A 14,611-nucleotide genomic window follows, 5' to 3' on the forward strand; every position below is an offset into this window, starting at 1 on the left:
TCCCTGCTTTTTACCGACAACCGAACCACCAAGCCCCGCCGCCGCCCCAGCCGCGCCTCAGCGCCGCCGGTGAAGGGGTGTTTACGGATCGGCGTCGGGGGCCGCAAGAGCTTTTTCGCGGGATCGTCACATTTTTTTCGTGTTGCCTGTTTTCCATACAAAATCTTGCGGTTAGCGCCCGGATGGCCACAACGCGCCAAGCCGGAAACGGCGTTCGCGCGCCCGAAATGCCCGGCCCGGCAGGTTATCCACAGAGTCGCCCCCAGAATCCGGGTCGCGGGACCGCTCAGGTCGCGACTCTTGCCCGGATCAGGCGCATCCTCAGCGCCAGCAGCAGCATGATCGCGGCCAGATAGGCGAACGGTTCGATCTGCCAGCCCTTCGCCTGCATCACGAAATGCACCGCCCCCAGCGGCAGGGCGAAGTAGACCAGCCGGTGCAGCCGCCGCCAGCGCACCGGCCCCAGCCAGCGCAGCGCCCGGTCGGCCGAGGTCAGCGCCAGCGGCACCAGCAGAAGGAACGCCGCCATCCCGACAGTAATATAGGGCCGCTTGAGGATGTCGGCGCGCACAAGCGCCCAGGATTGCAGGTCGAGCAGAAGCCAGACCAGCACATGCACGAGGATATAGCCGAATCCGACCAGCCCCAGCGCCCGGCGAAATCGCATCAGGTTCACTCCGGTCAGGCGCCGCAGCGGCGTCACCGCGAATCCGGCGACCAGAACTTGCAGCCCCGCCAGCCCCAGACGCTGCTGCAAGGCCGAGATCGGCTCGACCCCCAGACCGCCCGTCGCCGCCAGCCAGAACAGCCAGGGCACGGGCGCCAGACCCAGCACATAGACCGGCCAGACAGGGATCCGGCGCAGCGCGCCGTTGATCCGCCCGGCCAGCCCCATCAGTAGAAGCGCGCGAGATCCATGCCCGCGTAAAGCCCCGCCACCTCGTCGGCATAACCGTTGAACATCAGCGTCGGCTGGCGCGGCGCGAACAGGCCCCCGCCGATCCGCCGCTCGGTCGCCTGCGACCAGCGCGGGTGATCCACGTCCGGGTTCACATTGGCATAGAAGCCATATTCCCTCGGCGCATAGAGGTTCCAGCTTGTCGGCGGCTCGTCCGCAGTCAGGGTGATGCGGACCACCGACTTGATCGACTTGAACCCGTATTTCCACGGCACCACCAGGCGGATCGGCGCGCCGTTCTGGTTCGGCAGATCGCGTCCGTAAAGCCCCGTGGCCATGATCGTCAGCGGGTGCATCGCCTCGTCCAGCCTCAGCCCCTCGACATAGGGCCAATCGATGATCGCGCTGCGCTGGCCCGGCATTTCCGCGGGCCGGTGCAGGGTCTGGAACGCGACGTAGCGCGCCGAGGGCTGCACGCCCACGCGGTTCAACAGATCGGCCAGTTCGAAGCCGACCCAGGGCACCACCATCGACCAGGCCTCGACACAGCGCAGACGGTAGATGCGTTCCTCAAGACTGACGCCCTTCAGGATATCGGCAAGATCATAGCTTCCGGGCCGGTCCACCAGCCCGCCGATCTCGACCGCCCAGGGGTCGGTTGTCAGACGCCCGGCCTTGTTCCTCGGATCGTCCTTGCCGGTGCCGAACTCGTAGAAATTGTTGTAGCTCGTGATCTCGTCCCAGGTGTTGGGCACCAGCGCGTCGGCGCGCGCCGGTCCCGCGACAAGCCCCAGCGCCGCCGCCCCTGCCATCACCTGACGCCGGTTCAGATAAGCCGCCTCGGGTGTCACGTCCGACCATCCAAGACTGTTGCGCCAACGGCCCGCCATCGTTCCGGCTCCTCGCTGTGTCTTCCTGATCCTGCACCTAGGACGCCGGGCGCGGCAAGCCAGACCCGGCCGCCTCACAACTCCGCGTGGCAGCGCGCCGGGGCGGTTGACCTCGATCAAGGAGCACGCCCCCCCGGCCGCTAGATTTGACCCCGGCGCGCCGCGACATGCCAGGCGTGCAGTTCAGGGAGGAACAGATGAAGAGATTGATCGCAGCCGCCGCGCTGGCCCTTGCCGCAGCTTCGGCCCAGGCCGAGGGTGTCGTCACCTATACCGTGGATCAGGGTTTCGACGACGTGGTGTTCGGGCTGGAAAACGCCATCGTCGGCGAGGGACTCGTGATCGACGCCGTCAGCCATGTCGGTGACATGCTGGAGCGTACCAGGGCCGATGTCGGTTCGGACGTCACGATCTTTCTCAAGGCGGATGTCTTCAGCTTCTGCTCGGCGGCCCTGTCGCGCAAGGTGATGGAGGCCGATCCGATGAACGTGCAGTTCTGCCCCTATGGCATCTTCGTGCTGCAATCCCCCGACACGCCCGACCAGACCACGATCGGCTTCCGGCAATTCCCCGACGGCCCGATGAAAGAAGTCGAGGCCCTGCTTGACACCATCACGCGCAAGGCCGTGGGGATGGACTGACGGCGCCTTGCGCTCACGAAATCTCAAATGAACTCAACGCCATTTTAAGTGACTTCGCGCGGCGGCCGGGCTTAGGTCCCCGCGCGGGATCGTCAAGCCGGATCGGCGGGAATCCCCGCTCATCCGGCGCCGGTCTCTCCGCGTAGACGGAACGACCCGAACAACGGGGTCGTCTGACATAACGAAGGGAGAACCCACATGCTTCGCAAGACCCTCGCGGCGCTTGGCGCCACTGCGCTGTTTGCCGGACCCGTGCTGGCCGACGAGCACGCAGGCAAGGACATCGTGACCATCGCATCGGAATCCGAGCAGTTCAGCACGCTGGTTGCCGCGGTAACGGCGGCGGATCTGGTCGAGACGCTGCAAGGCGACGGCCCGTTCACCGTCTTTGCGCCGACCGACGACGCCTTTGCCGCCCTGCCCGAAGGCACGCTGGACGAGTTGCTGAAACCCGAGAACAAGGATCAACTGACCGCGATCCTGACCTATCACGTGGTGCCGGGCAAGGTGATGTCGGGCGATCTGAGCGACGGGATGACCGCGACCACGGTGCAGGGGTCTGACGTGACCATCGGCGCCGAGGGCGGCGTCACGGTGAACGGCGCCAATGTCACCGCCGCGGATATCGAGGCCACTAATGGCGTCATCCATGTGATCGACGCGGTGATCCTGCCCGCAAGCTGATCCGGGCGCGAACGCCCCGCAGGCGATTGACCTGCGAGGCGTTCCATTTCGCACCCGTGGCTCAGTGCAGCACGGCATCCTCGGGCTTGGGCCGGTTCAAGCCGACAACCCGGCCACCGATGATCAGCCCATCGGCCCCGGCGGTGACATGCAGCGTCTCGCCATCCTGAACTTCGCCGGCCAGGATCATCTCGGCCAGCCGGTCCTGAAGGCTGCGCTGGATCACACGTTTCAGCGGCCGCGCGCCATAGACCGGATCATAGCCCGCATCCGCCAGCCATTGCCGCGCATCCCCATCCAGATCGAGCGCGATGTTGCGTGCGGCAAGCCGCTTTTGCAGGCGGTGCAACTGGATTTCGACGATGCCGGTCATGTCGGCGCGGGTCAGCCGGTCGAACACCACCATCTCGTCCAGACGGTTCAGGAATTCGGGGCGGAAATGCATCCGCACCGCCTCCATCACCTCGGCCCTGGCCTCGCTGGCATCGGCATCCTCGGGCAGATGGCTCAGCGCCTGCGACCCGAGATTCGAGGTCAGCACGATCAGCGTCTGCTTGAAATCGACCGTGCGGCCCTGCCCGTCGGTCAGCACCCCGTCATCCAGCACCTGCAACAGGACGTTGAACACCTCGGGATGGGCCTTTTCGACCTCGTCGAACAGCACCACCTGATAGGGGCGGCGGCGCACCGCCTCGGTCAGGACGCCGCCCTCGTCATAGCCGACATAGCCCGGCGGGGCGCCGATCAGGCGGCTGACCGCGTGCTTCTCCATGAACTCGGACATGTCGATGCGCACCATGGCCTGATCGTCGTCGAACAGGTATTCCGCCACTGCCTTGGTCAGTTCGGTCTTGCCGACGCCCGTGGGGCCCAGGAACAGGAAGCTGCCCAGCGGCCGGTTCTCGTCGTTCAGCCCGGCCCGGGCGCGGCGCACGGCATTGGCGACTGCGGTCAATGCCTGGCGCTGGCCGATCACGCGCTTGCCCAGTTCCTCTTCCATGCGCAGAAGCTTCTCGCGCTCGCCCTCCAGCATCTTCGAGGTCGGGATGCCGGTCCAGCGTTCCACGACCTGCGCGATCTGCTCGGGGCCGACGGCCTCCTCGACCAGCAGATCGGCTTCCTTGGCCTCGGCCTCGGCAAGCTGGCGTTCAAGCTGCGGGATCACGCCATAGGACAGTTCCCCGGCGCGGGCCAGATTGCCCTCGCGCTTGGCGTGGTCCAGTTCCGCCCGCGCCCGGTCAAGCTGTTCCTTCAACTCGCGCGCGCTTTCCAGCTTGTCGCGCTCGGCCTGCCAGCGTGCGGTCATCTCGGCCGACCGCTGCTGCATGTCGGCCAGTTCGGCCTCCAGCTTGACCAGCCGATCCTTCGAGGCCGCGTCATCCTCCTTCTTCAGCGCCTCGGCCTCGATCTGCTTTTGCAGGATGTCGCGGTCCAGCGCGTCCAGTTCCTCGGGCTTGCTGTCCACCTCCATCCGCAGGCGGCTGGCGGCCTCGTCCACAAGGTCGATGGCCTTGTCGGGCAGGAAACGATCGGTGATGTAGCGATGCGACAGCGTCGCCGCCGCCACCAGCGCCGAGTCGGTGATCCGTACGCCGTGGTGCAGTTCGTATTTCTCCTTGATGCCGCGCAGAATCGACACGGTGTCCTCGACGGTGGGTTCCTCGACAAAGACCGGCTGGAACCGCCGCGCCAGCGCCGCGTCCTTTTCCACATGCTTGCGATATTCATCCAGCGTGGTCGCGCCGATGCAGTGCAACTCGCCCCGCGCCAGCGCCGGCTTGATCAGGTTCGCGGCGTCCATCGCGCCTTCGGACTTGCCCGCGCCGACCAGCGTGTGCATCTCGTCGATGAACAGGATCACCTCGCCCGCGGCGGCGGTGATCTCGTTCAGGATCGCCTTCAGCCGCTCCTCGAACTCGCCGCGATATTTCGCGCCCGCGATCAGCGCGCCCATGTCCAGCGCCATCAGCCGCTTGTTCTTGAGGCTTTCGGGCACGTCGCCATTGACGATGCGCAGCGCAAGACCTTCGGCGATCGCGGTCTTGCCGACGCCGGGCTCGCCGATCAGGACGGGGTTGTTCTTGGTCCGGCGGCTCAGCACCTGCATGGCGCGGCGGATTTCCTCGTCGCGGCCGATGATCGGGTCGATCTTGCCCTGTTCGGCCATCTCGGTCAGGTCGCGCGCGTATTTCTTCAGCGCCTCATAGCCTTCCTCGGCGCTGGCCGTATCGGCGGTGCGGCCCTTGCGGATATCGTTGATCGCGGCGTTCAGGTTCTGCGCCGTGACGGCGCCTGCATCCAGCGCGTCCTTGGCCTTCGATGGCACCATGGCCAGCGCCATCAGAACCCGTTCCACCGGCACGAAACTGTCGCCCGCCTTTTTCGCCAGCTTCTCGGCCTCGTCCAGAACGCGGCCGGTGCTCTGGTCCAGATAGGTCTGGCCCGCATCGCCCGAGACCTTGGGCATCTTCGCCAGCGCCGCGTTCACCGCCTCGATCACGCGTTCGGGCGCGCCACCGGCCCGGCGGATCAGGTTCGCGGCCATCCCCTGGTCGTCATCCATCAACGCTTTCAGCAGATGTTCGGGCACAAGCCGCTGGTGGCTTTCGCGCATCGCGATGGTCTGGGCGGCTTGCAGGAATCCGCGCGACCGTTCCGTGAACTTTTCCAGGTTCATCGGTACTCTCCTTTGCCAAAGCGCCCGTCGCTTGCGGTGCCTGACCGGCAGCACACCCTTCGTCGCGGGCCTCGACCGCTGATGTGGGAGAGGGTCCAACACGTTGCAAGGGCGCCACAACGCTTTGTCGTGCTGGACCTATCGCGACCGGTAGCCTAGCAAGGCGCGACCCCGACGGAGGATCCGACATGCAAGATGACCGCCTGATCGTTGCCCTTGACGTGCCCGACGCCCATTCGGGGCTTGAGCTTGCCAGCCGGATCGGCGACGCGGCCGGTTTCTACAAGATCGGGCTGGGGATGCTGACGGGCGGCGGGCTGGCGCTGGCGCGCGAACTCAAGGACGAGCATGGCAAACGCATCTTCCTTGACATGAAGCTGTTCGACATCGGCGCGACCGTCGAGGCGGCGGTGCGCGGGCTGGCGCGGTTCGATCTGGATTTCCTGACCGTGCATGGCGACCCCCATGTGGTGCGCGCGGCGCGCGAGGGGGCAGGCGGGTCCGGCATGAAGATTCTGGCGGTCACGATCCTGACCTCGCTGGACCGCGCCGATCTTGATGCCAGCCTGATCCGTCCGGGCGATCTGCCCGAGATCGTGGCCGAGCGCGCGGCGCGGGCCTTTGCGGCGGGGGCCGATGGCGTGATCGCCAGCCCGCAAGAGGCCGCGATGATCCGCGCACTGCCGGGTGCGGCGGGGCGGCTGATCGTGACGCCGGGCGTGCGGCCCGCCGGCGCCGATCCGGGCGATCAGAAGCGGGTGGCGACCCCGGCCCGGGCCATTGCCGATGGCGCGGATCATATCGTGGTCGGCCGCCCGATCTGGCAGGCCGCCGATCCCCGCGCCACCGCGCTGGCGGTTCAGGCAGAGCTGCCCTGAGCGCTCAATCCTCGTTGATGTCGCGGTCCCAGACCTTGACCTGCCCCTTGCGCACACCAAGCACGGCCCGCAGCCCCAGCCATGCAGCCAGCGAGACCAGCGCAAAGATCAGCACCAGCCAGGGCCAGCCCGCCGACAGCCCCAGCCACAGGCCAAGCCCCACCGCCGCCGCCCCGATGGCGAAACCGACAAACACGTAGCCCGGCGCCAGCACCTCGAGGATCGCCAGCAGAACCGCGGCCGTGAGCCAGACCCACCAGGTCGTCGCCAGCATCAGCCCCGCCCCTTGAGCAACTTGAAGGCATCGGCAAAGACATCCATCGCCTGCGCGGGCAGGATGATCGTCTGCTTGCCCGGCCCCTGCCCGACAGCGGTCAGCGCCTCGACCTGTTTCAGCGCCACCTGATACTGCGCCGCCTCGATCCCGTTATCGGCCAGCGCCTTGGCAACGATCTGGGTCGCGTAAGCCTCCGCCTCGGCGGTAACGCGGCGGGCCTTGGCCTGTTGCTCGGCGGCATAAAGATCGGCATCCGCCGCCAGTTCCACGGCACGCTTCTTGCCCTCGGCCTCGGTCACCTGCGCGCGCCGCGCGCGTTCGGCGTTCAACTGCTGCAACATCGCCTCGCGCGTGGCGGCGTCCAGGTTGACGTCCAGGATTTCGGCCCGCGTCACCTCGATCCCCCAGTCGTCCACCGCGTCGGCCACGCTGGCCTTGATCGTCGAGATCAGTTGCGCGCGGTTCGACTGCACCTCGTCAAGTTCCATCTTGCCGATCTCGGCCCGGACGATGCCGGTGACAGTGGTCGCGATGGCGGCATCCACGTCCCGAATGCGGTAGACCGTCTTTTCCGGCTCGATGATGCGGTAGAACACGCTGGTTTCCACCTGCACCAGCACGTTGTCGGCGGTGATCGCATCCTGGCTGGCATTGGGCAATTGCCGCTCCAGGATCGAGATCCTGTGCGCCACCTTGTCAAGGAAGGGCACGATGAAGTTGATCCCCGGCCCCAGCACCGCGCGCAACCGCCCGAACCGTTCGATCACATGCTTTTCGGATTGCGGCACGATCCGCACCCCCAGCACGATGCACAGGATGACGAAGGCCGCGAACAGCAGGACGACAAGATTGCCGCCGATCAGCGCGTCAAGGGAATCGTCCATGATGGTCTGCCCGTCCTCGTATGTTTTCCTTGTCACTATGCGCCGCACGGATGCGATGCGGAAGCCCTTGCCCCGCCCATGCGACCGGGCGCATCATGCCCCGCAACCTTGCCGGAAATGTGCAACACCCGTGTCATCCATGGGACCAGAGCGATGCCCGCCCTCTGCCGCGACTGCCTGACACCCTTCCAGACCGGCACCCGCTGTCCCGCCTGCGGACGGCCGCGCGTGATCGCGCATCCCGAACTGTTCGACCTGTCCATCGCGCATATGGATTGCGACGCCTTCTATGCGGCCGTCGAAAAGCGCGACAATCCCGCGCTGCGCGACCGACCGGTGATCGTCGGCGGCGGGCGGCGCGGCGTGGTATCCACCGCCTGCTATCTCGCCCGCATCCGCGGCGTGCGCTCGGCCATGCCGATGTTCAAGGCGCTGGAGCTTTGCCCCGAGGCGGTGGTGGTCAAACCCCGCGGCGCCGCCTATGCCGAGGCGTCGCGCGCCATCCGCGCGATGATGGAGGCGTTGACCCCCGCGGTCGAACCGCTCTCGCTGGACGAGGCGTTTCTGGACCTTACGGGCACGGCGCGGCTGCATGGCGCCCCGCCTGCGCTGCTGCTGGCGCGGCTGGTGAAACGGATGGAGGACGAGCTGGGCCTGTCGGGCTCGATCGGGCTGTCGCACAACAAGTTCCTTGCCAAGCTTGCCTCCGATCTGGACAAGCCGCGCGGCTTTGCCGTGATCGGCCGGGCCGAAACGCTGGATTTCCTGGCCGACCGCCCCGTGGGGCTGATCTGGGGCGTGGGCGCGGCGGGGCAGGCGGCGCTGGAACGGGCGGGCGTGCGCAGCTTTGCCGATCTGCGGCGCTGGGACAAACCCGACCTTGCCGCCCGCTTCGGGTCGATGGGCGACCGGCTGTGGCATCTGGCGCGCGGGCAGGATCACCGCCGCATCTCGCCCAATGCGCCGGTGAAAAGCATCTCGAACGAGACGACCTTTGCCGAGGACATATCCGATCCGGACCTGCTGGACGGCCATATCTGGCGCCTTGCCGAAAAGGTCGCCGGCCGCGCCAAGGCCAGGGGGCGCGCGGGCCGCGTCGTGACGCTGAAGCTGAAACGCGCGGATCACCGGCTGCTGACCCGGCGCCATGCCCTGGCCGAGCCCACCCAGATCGCCGACCGCCTCTATCGCGAGGCGCGCGCGCTGTTCGATCAGGCGGGCGCGGCGGGGCCGTTCCGACTGGTCGGCGTGGGGCTTTCCGACATCGTTCCGGCCACGGGGGCGGATCTGTCGGGCGATCTGTTCGATCCGCAGGCGGCGCTGCGGGCCGGCGCCGAGCGGGCCAGCGACCGCATCCGCGCCCGGTTCGGGCATGACGCGATTCTCAAGGGCAGGGCGCTGCGCTGATGACGCTGCTCACTCGGCGGCCAGCGGCACCTCGCCGGCCCGGCCGATCTCGGCCAGATCGGCCACCACCGAAGCCATCAGGCGGCGGAACGCCTCGAATCCCTGGCTCGGGCTGACTTCGGTCTCGTCCATGTAAAGCGAGCGGTCGATCTCGACCTGGACGGCATGCATGCGCCGCGCCGGACGGCCATAACGCTGGGTGATATAGGCCCCGGCAAAGGGAGCGTTCCGCCCCACCCGCAGCCCCGCCGCGGCAAAGGCCCCCTCGATCCGGTCGACCACATCGGCAGCCGCCGAGGCCCCGAACCGGTCGCCCAGCACCACATCGGGGCGGCGCCTGCCCGCAGGCGAGATACTCTCGATCGCCTCGCGCGGCATCGAGTGGCAATCGATCAGGATCGCCTCGCCGAACCGGACCTGCGCCTCGTTCATCAGCGCCTGAAGGCAGTCGTGATAGGGCCGCCAGTAGCTGGCGATGCGGGCCTCGGCCTCGGCCAGACCGATCTTGCCGTGATAGATCGCCCGGCCGTTCGCCACCACGCGCGGAATCACGCCCAGCCCCGAACTGATCCGCGGATTATGCCCGGCCAGCCGCGCCCCATCGATCACGGCCGGGTCCAGTTCCTCGGCGGCGCGGTTCAGATCGACATAGGCGCGCGGGGCATCCGCCGCGATCAGCGGCGCGCCATGGGCGGGCGCATCGGCAAAGAGCATGTCGACAAAGGCATCCTCGGACGAACGGATCGCGCGCTCGTCCAGAACCGTCTGGCGCAGAAAGCTCCAGGGATAGTCGCGCCCGCTATGGGGCGAGGAAAACACCACGCTCGTTGATAGACGGTCGGGCCGGAACAACCTGTAGGCGCACAATTTCCGCGTCCTCCTTCGCAGCAAATATAGCGGCGATTCCGCGCGCACCGAAAGCCCTTGAACCGCGATCCGACTCCTTTTATAGACCTGCGAACCGACGCGGACCCGCCCGCGTCCGTTTTGTTTGGGCGCGCGGGATCGGGACGGCAAGGGCGGTTAGCTCAGCGGTAGAGCACTACGTTGACATCGTAGGGGTCACTGGTTCGATCCCAGTACCGCCCACCATAGAAATCGCTGCCCCACAGGGGCAGCCGTTGAAACCCAGAGGCGCAAGGACGCGCCGCGACATGAGGAGACGACCGATGAAGGTTCGCAACTCGCTCCGCTCGCTGAAAGAGCGTCACCGCGACTGCCGCGTTGTGCGCCGCAAGGGCCGGGTCTACGTCATCAACAAGACCCAGCGCCGCTACAAGGCCCGTCAGGGCTGATCGGCGAGAGCTTCGGATTTTTCAGAACCGCCCCGGCCAGCGCCGGGGCGGTTTTCTTTGTGCGTCACATTTACCCCGGCCGCCCCGGCTGCTATCGCAAAACTGTCATGTCGGTCTGGGACACCGGACCGGTACGATCCAAGGCGGAGGCTGGCGATGAAGGCACCGAACGGGCATGGCGAACGCCAACACCCCTATGAAACGCTCGACCGGGCCAATCGTGCGCTGTCGGCGCGGCTGACGGGCGGATCATCGCCGACCGCGGCGCTGACCGCCTGGGCGGACTGGGCGATCCATCTGGCCCGCGCCCCGGGGCGGCAACTGGAACTGGCCGAACATGGGGTGCGGGCAGCCGCGAAGCTTGCCGTTCACGCCGCAGGGCTTGGCCAGGGCCCGGCCCCCTTCGCCCCCCGCCCCGGGGATCGCCGGTTCGAGCATCCGGGCTGGGAGACGGCCCCCTTCAGCCTGTGGAAACAGGGCTTTCTGGCCTGGCAGGACTGGTGGGAGCATGCGGCCGAACCCGCACGCGGCACGACGGAACACAATTCGGCGCGCGTGGCCTTCATGGCGCGGCAGATGCTGGATCTGTTCTCGCCCTCGAACGGGGTTCTGACCAATCCCGAGATCCTTCAGAAGACCCTGGAAAGCGGTGGCACGAATCTGGCGCTTGGGGCGGCCCGTCTTGCCGGGGATGCCGCGGCAATGATGACGGGCGAGATCCCGGTGCCCGAAAGCGGCTACGAGGTGGGGCGCAACCTTGCCTGCACGCCCGGCGAGGTGGTCTATCGCAACGATCTGTTCGAACTGATCCAGTACACGCCCCAGACCGGCAGCGTGCATCCCGAGCCGGTGCTGATCGTGCCCGCCTGGATCATGAAATACTACATCCTCGACCTGTCGCCCGAGAATTCGCTGATCCGCTATCTTGTCGGCCAGGGTTTCACCGTCTTCGCGATTTCATGGGTCAACCCGACCGCGGCGCATCGCAATGTCTCGCTCGACGATTACCGGCGTCTCGGCGTCATGGCCGCGATCGAGGCGGTCGGCCGAATCGTGCCGCAGACCCGCCTGCATGCCTGCGGCTATTGCCTAGGCGGCACGATCCTTGCCATTGCCGCCGCGACCATGGCGCGCGAGGCCGATGACCGGCTGGCCTCGATCACGCTGCTGGCGGCGCAGACCGATTTCACCGAACCCGGCGAGATCATGCTGTTCCTCGACGAAAGCCAGGTCGCCTATCTCGAGGACATGATGTGGGATCAGGGCTATCTGGACCAGAGCCAGATGGCCGGCGCCTTCCGCGCGCTTCGGTCCGAGGAACTGATCTGGTCGCATTCGGTGCGCCGCTACCTTCTGGGCGAGGACGAGCCGCAATTCGACATTTCCGTATGGAACGCGGATGCGACACGGATGCCCGCGCGGATGCATTCGGAATACCTGCGGGCCCTGTTCATGCAGAACCGCCTGACCGCCGGGCGCTTCGCGGTCGAGGGGCGGGTGATCGCGCTCAAGGATATCGACGCACCGATGTTCGTTCTGGGCACCGAAAAGGACCATATCGCGCCCTGGCATTCGGTCTACAAGGCGACGCTGTTCACCGAGAACGAATTGACCTTCGTGCTGACCGGTGGCGGCCATAATGGCGGCATCCTGTCCGAGCCGGGCCACAAGGGGCGGCGCTACCGGATCGGACACCGCACGCTGGACAAGAACTACATGGACCCCGACACCTGGTTCCAGCGCCATCCCCCGCAGGAGGGGTCGTGGTGGCCGGAATGGGTGGCCTGGCTGGCCGCCAAGAGCGGGCCCGAACAGGTGCCGCCGCCCGCGATGGGCGCGCCCGAGGCCGGTCTGCCGCCGCTGGGTCCGGCGCCGGGAACCTATGTCTTCAGGAAATAGCCGGGGGTTTCACCCCCGGACCCCCGAGGATATTTGAGGCCAGAAGAAGGACAGGCTCAGCCATAACTGCGCTGGTCGTCGATCACCTTGCCGTCATTGGGCAGGCTGCCCGGCGCAACGAGCTCGACCCTGCCCTTGAGCTTGAGAAGCTCGGCGACGCTGGCCTCATAGGGGGCGGGGTCGGTGGCGGTGGTCTCGATCTGCACGGTCATTGTGTCCATCTCGCCCTCGCGCCCGGCGATGACGCGGGCGCGCGCAATCTCGGGGTGGCGCGCGACAAGGTCGGCGACCTGTTCGGGGCGGACGAACATGCCCTTGATCTTGGTGGTCTGGTCGGCCCGGCCCATCCAGCCCTTGATGCGCATGTTGGTGCGCCCGCAGGGCGAGACGCCCGGCAGCACGGCCGAAAGATCGCCAGTGGCAAAGCGGATCAGCGGGTAATCGGGGTTGAGCGAGGTCACGACCACCTCGCCCACCTCGCCATCGGGAACCGGGTCGCCGGTGCCGGGGCGGACGATTTCCACGATCACGCCCTCGTCGACGATCATCCCCTCCATCGCGGGGCTTTCATAGGCGACATTGCCCAGATCGGCGGTGGCATAGCATTGCAGGCAGGTGATGCCCCGATCGGCATATTCCTTGCGCAGCGACGGGAACAGCGCTCCGCCCGAAACCGCAGCGCGGCGGATGCGCGAGAGGTTCAGCCCCATCTCGTCGGCCTTGTCGAGGATCACCTTCAGGTAATCCGGTGTGCCGGCATAGGCGGTCACGCCCACGTCATGGGCGGCGCGCGCCTGCAACTCGGTCTGGCCGGTACCGGCGGGCAGGACGGCGGCACCGACAGCGCGGGCGGCGTTCTCGAACATCATGCCCGCAGGCGTCAGGTGATAGCCGAAACAGTTCTGCACGATGTCGCCCTGGCCGATGCCGACCGCATGGACGAAGCGGCCCAGACGCCACCAGTTGGTGGACACGCAGCCCGGTTCATAGATCGGTCCGGGCGACTGGAAGATATGGTCGAAACCCGAGGCGGGCCACACCGTATAACCGCCAAGGGGCGGATGCGCGGCCTGGGCGCCGGTCAGCGCGGACTTGCGCAGAAGCGGCAGCGCGGCCAGTGCGGCGCGGTCGCGGATGCTGTCGGGGTCCACATCGGCCAGCGTCGCGGCATAGCCGGGCAGGTTCCGGGCCGCGGCGATCTGCGCGGGCAGGCATTCGGCCAGCGAGGCGGCGCGGGCGTCCGCGGAACGGGTTTCGAGATCGTCGAAATGGGCGCTCATGGGTATTCCTGACGGTCGCATAGGACGGACGGCACCAGACTGCGCCGGGCCGGAGGCGGGGTCAACTCAGCCAGCGCTTGCGCCGCCGGTAGGACCGCACGTCGCGGAAGCTCTTGCGGCCCTGATCGGACATGCCGAGGTAGAATTCCTTGACGTCGGGATTCTCGCGCAGATCCGCCGCCGGGCCGTCCATCACGATACGGCCCGATTCAAGGATATAGCCGTAATGGGCATATCTGAGCGCGACGTTGGTGTTCTGCTCGGCCAGAAGGAAGGTCACCCCCTCGCCCTCGTTCACCGCCTTCACGATCTCGAAGATCTGTTCGACAAGCTGCGGCGCCAGCCCCATCGAGGGTTCGTCCAGCAGGATGGTTTCGGGCCGGGACATCAGCGCGCGGCCGATGGCCGTCATCTGCTGTTCGCCGCCCGACGTGTAGCCCGCCTGGGATTTCCGCCGCTCCTTGAGCCGGGGGAAATAATTGTAGACCATCTCCAGATCGGCGGCGATGGCGGCCTTGCCGTCGGTGCGGGTATAGGCGCCGGTCATCAGGTTTTCCTCGACCGTCAGGTGCTCGAAGCAGTGGCGACCCTCCATCACCTGGATCACGCCCTTCTTGACCAGATCCGAGGGGCTGAGATCCTGTACCCGCTCGCCGCGATAGAGGATCGTGCCCTTCGTCACCTCGCCGCGTTCAGAACGCAGCAGGTTCGAGATCGCCTTGAGCGTGGTGGTCTTGCCCGCCCCGTTGCCCCCCAGAAGCGCGGTGATGCCGCCCTTGGGCACCGTGAGCGACACGCCCTTCAGGACGAGGATCACGTGGTTGTAGATCACCTCGATATTGTTGACTTCAAGAAGCGTCTCTTGCGTGCGGCCTGCGTCGAGCATCCCCGGGCGGTCCCC

Annotated in this window: 15 protein-coding genes and 1 tRNA gene; 7 read left to right on the forward strand and 9 right to left on the reverse strand. The window is 66.8% G+C overall.

All coding sequences use genetic code 11. The features are described from left to right. From GH815_RS19025 to msrP, 3 genes are all read right to left on the reverse strand, one after another. A partial coding sequence (locus GH815_RS19025; RefSeq protein ID WP_211365071.1) for a hypothetical protein occupies positions 1 to 200 on the reverse strand: 200 nt, incomplete at its 3' end. An 86-nt stretch (positions 201 to 286) separates the two neighbouring features. Beyond that, a complete protein-coding gene (gene msrQ, locus GH815_RS11335) occupies positions 287 to 895 on the reverse strand; it encodes a protein-methionine-sulfoxide reductase heme-binding subunit MsrQ (RefSeq protein WP_153748892.1) in 609 nt (202 codons plus the stop codon). Next, positions 895 to 1,788: a protein-methionine-sulfoxide reductase catalytic subunit MsrP gene (gene msrP / locus GH815_RS11340; RefSeq protein WP_153748893.1), complete on the reverse strand. Its 894-nt coding sequence runs from the start codon at positions 1,786 to 1,788 to the stop codon at positions 895 to 897. Before msrP ends, msrQ begins: the two co-directional genes overlap by 1 nt. A gap of 197 nt (positions 1,789 to 1,985) precedes the next feature. On the opposite strand from msrP, the gene GH815_RS11345 reads away from it, so the two are divergent. Then, positions 1,986 to 2,429: a DUF302 domain-containing protein gene (locus tag GH815_RS11345; protein ID WP_153748894.1), complete on the forward strand. Its 444-nt coding sequence runs from the start codon at positions 1,986 to 1,988 to the stop codon at positions 2,427 to 2,429. A gap of 198 nt (positions 2,430 to 2,627) precedes the next feature. Further along, the gene (locus GH815_RS11350) at positions 2,628 to 3,113 is read left to right on the forward strand and encodes a fasciclin domain-containing protein (RefSeq protein ID WP_153748895.1); all 486 of its coding nucleotides are present in this window, start codon (positions 2,628 to 2,630) and stop codon (positions 3,111 to 3,113) included. Positions 3,114 to 3,174: 61 nt separating this feature from the next. Here the strand turns inward: GH815_RS11350 and clpB are convergent, their stop codons facing one another. Next, positions 3,175 to 5,790 carry an ATP-dependent chaperone ClpB gene (gene clpB / locus GH815_RS11355; RefSeq protein WP_153748896.1) on the reverse strand — a complete coding sequence of 872 codons (2,616 nt, stop codon included), beginning with the start codon at positions 5,788 to 5,790 and terminating at the stop codon, positions 3,175 to 3,177. A gap of 188 nt (positions 5,791 to 5,978) precedes the next feature. Between clpB and pyrF the strand changes: the two genes are divergently transcribed. Then, complete coding sequence (pyrF, locus tag GH815_RS11360) at positions 5,979 to 6,668, forward strand: orotidine-5'-phosphate decarboxylase (RefSeq protein ID WP_153748897.1); 690 nt, start codon at positions 5,979 to 5,981, stop codon at positions 6,666 to 6,668. 4 nt (positions 6,669 to 6,672) lie between these two features. Here pyrF and GH815_RS11365 read toward each other — a convergent pair whose 3' ends face one another. Both GH815_RS11365 and GH815_RS11370 read right to left on the reverse strand, forming a co-directional pair. Continuing rightward, positions 6,673 to 6,942, reverse strand: coding sequence for an NfeD family protein (locus GH815_RS11365; RefSeq protein ID WP_132693418.1), 270 nt, complete (start codon positions 6,940 to 6,942; stop codon positions 6,673 to 6,675). After that, entirely contained in the window at positions 6,942 to 7,829 is an 888-nt protein-coding gene (locus tag GH815_RS11370; RefSeq protein ID WP_153748898.1) for an SPFH domain-containing protein, read from the reverse strand. Before GH815_RS11370 ends, GH815_RS11365 begins: the two co-directional genes overlap by 1 nt. Positions 7,830 to 7,982: 153 nt before the next feature. On the opposite strand from GH815_RS11370, the gene GH815_RS11375 reads away from it, so the two are divergent. Continuing rightward, positions 7,983 to 9,236: a DNA polymerase IV gene (locus GH815_RS11375; RefSeq protein ID WP_153748899.1), complete on the forward strand. Its 1,254-nt coding sequence runs from the start codon at positions 7,983 to 7,985 to the stop codon at positions 9,234 to 9,236. Positions 9,237 to 9,245: 9 nt separating this feature from the next. Here GH815_RS11375 and GH815_RS11380 read toward each other — a convergent pair whose 3' ends face one another. Beyond that, a complete protein-coding gene (locus GH815_RS11380) occupies positions 9,246 to 10,103 on the reverse strand; it encodes an N-formylglutamate amidohydrolase (protein WP_153748900.1) in 858 nt (285 codons plus the stop codon). 150 nt (positions 10,104 to 10,253) lie between these two features. On the opposite strand from GH815_RS11380, the gene GH815_RS11385 reads away from it, so the two are divergent. The 3 genes from GH815_RS11385 to GH815_RS11395 all read left to right on the forward strand — a co-directional run bounded on the left by GH815_RS11385 (position 10,254) and on the right by GH815_RS11395 (position 12,430). Then, positions 10,254 to 10,328: transfer RNA gene (locus tag GH815_RS11385), tRNA-Val, on the forward strand. A 77-nt stretch (positions 10,329 to 10,405) separates the two neighbouring features. Beyond that, positions 10,406 to 10,531, forward strand: coding sequence for a type B 50S ribosomal protein L36 (ykgO, locus tag GH815_RS11390; protein ID WP_132693414.1), 126 nt, complete (start codon positions 10,406 to 10,408; stop codon positions 10,529 to 10,531). Positions 10,532 to 10,687: 156 nt separating this feature from the next. Next, positions 10,688 to 12,430: a PHA/PHB synthase family protein gene (locus tag GH815_RS11395; RefSeq protein WP_153748901.1), complete on the forward strand. Its 1,743-nt coding sequence runs from the start codon at positions 10,688 to 10,690 to the stop codon at positions 12,428 to 12,430. Between the two features lie 56 nt (positions 12,431 to 12,486). Here GH815_RS11395 and GH815_RS11400 read toward each other — a convergent pair whose 3' ends face one another. After that, positions 12,487 to 13,710 (reverse strand): phenylacetate--CoA ligase family protein, encoded by a 1,224-nt coding sequence (locus GH815_RS11400; protein ID WP_153748902.1) that lies wholly within the window; start codon positions 13,708 to 13,710, stop codon positions 12,487 to 12,489. Between the two features lie 61 nt (positions 13,711 to 13,771). Then, a complete protein-coding gene (locus tag GH815_RS11405; protein WP_153748903.1) occupies positions 13,772 to 14,596 on the reverse strand; it encodes an ABC transporter ATP-binding protein in 825 nt (274 codons plus the stop codon). Positions 14,597 to 14,611: the final 15 nt, after the last annotated feature.

This window comes from Rhodovulum strictum (assembly GCF_009649175.1).
Lineage (GTDB): Bacteria > Pseudomonadota > Alphaproteobacteria > Rhodobacterales > Rhodobacteraceae > Rhodovulum > Rhodovulum strictum.

Bases quoted from the DNA above. Each gene is read 5' to 3' on its own strand.
- msrQ (WP_153748892.1), bottom strand. From the start codon at position 895: ATGGGGCTGGCCGGGCGGATCAACGGCGCGCTGCGCCGGATCCCTGTC.
- msrP (WP_153748893.1), bottom strand. From the start codon at position 1,788: ATGGCGGGCCGTTGGCGCAACAGTCTTGGATGGTCGGACGTGACACCC.
- GH815_RS11345 (WP_153748894.1), top strand. From the start codon at position 1,986: ATGAAGAGATTGATCGCAGCCGCCGCGCTGGCCCTTGCCGCAGCTTCG.
- GH815_RS11350 (WP_153748895.1), top strand. From the start codon at position 2,628: ATGCTTCGCAAGACCCTCGCGGCGCTTGGCGCCACTGCGCTGTTTGCC.
- clpB (WP_153748896.1), bottom strand. From the start codon at position 5,790: ATGAACCTGGAAAAGTTCACGGAACGGTCGCGCGGATTCCTGCAAGCC.
- pyrF (WP_153748897.1), top strand. From the start codon at position 5,979: ATGCAAGATGACCGCCTGATCGTTGCCCTTGACGTGCCCGACGCCCAT.
- GH815_RS11365 (WP_132693418.1), bottom strand. From the start codon at position 6,942: ATGCTGGCGACGACCTGGTGGGTCTGGCTCACGGCCGCGGTTCTGCTG.
- GH815_RS11370 (WP_153748898.1), bottom strand. From the start codon at position 7,829: ATGGACGATTCCCTTGACGCGCTGATCGGCGGCAATCTTGTCGTCCTG.
- GH815_RS11375 (WP_153748899.1), top strand. From the start codon at position 7,983: ATGCCCGCCCTCTGCCGCGACTGCCTGACACCCTTCCAGACCGGCACC.
- ykgO (WP_132693414.1), top strand. From the start codon at position 10,406: ATGAAGGTTCGCAACTCGCTCCGCTCGCTGAAAGAGCGTCACCGCGAC.
- GH815_RS11395 (WP_153748901.1), top strand. From the start codon at position 10,688: ATGAAGGCACCGAACGGGCATGGCGAACGCCAACACCCCTATGAAACG.
- GH815_RS11400 (WP_153748902.1), bottom strand. From the start codon at position 13,710: ATGAGCGCCCATTTCGACGATCTCGAAACCCGTTCCGCGGACGCCCGC.
- GH815_RS11405 (WP_153748903.1), bottom strand. From the start codon at position 14,596: ATGCTCGACGCAGGCCGCACGCAAGAGACGCTTCTTGAAGTCAACAAT.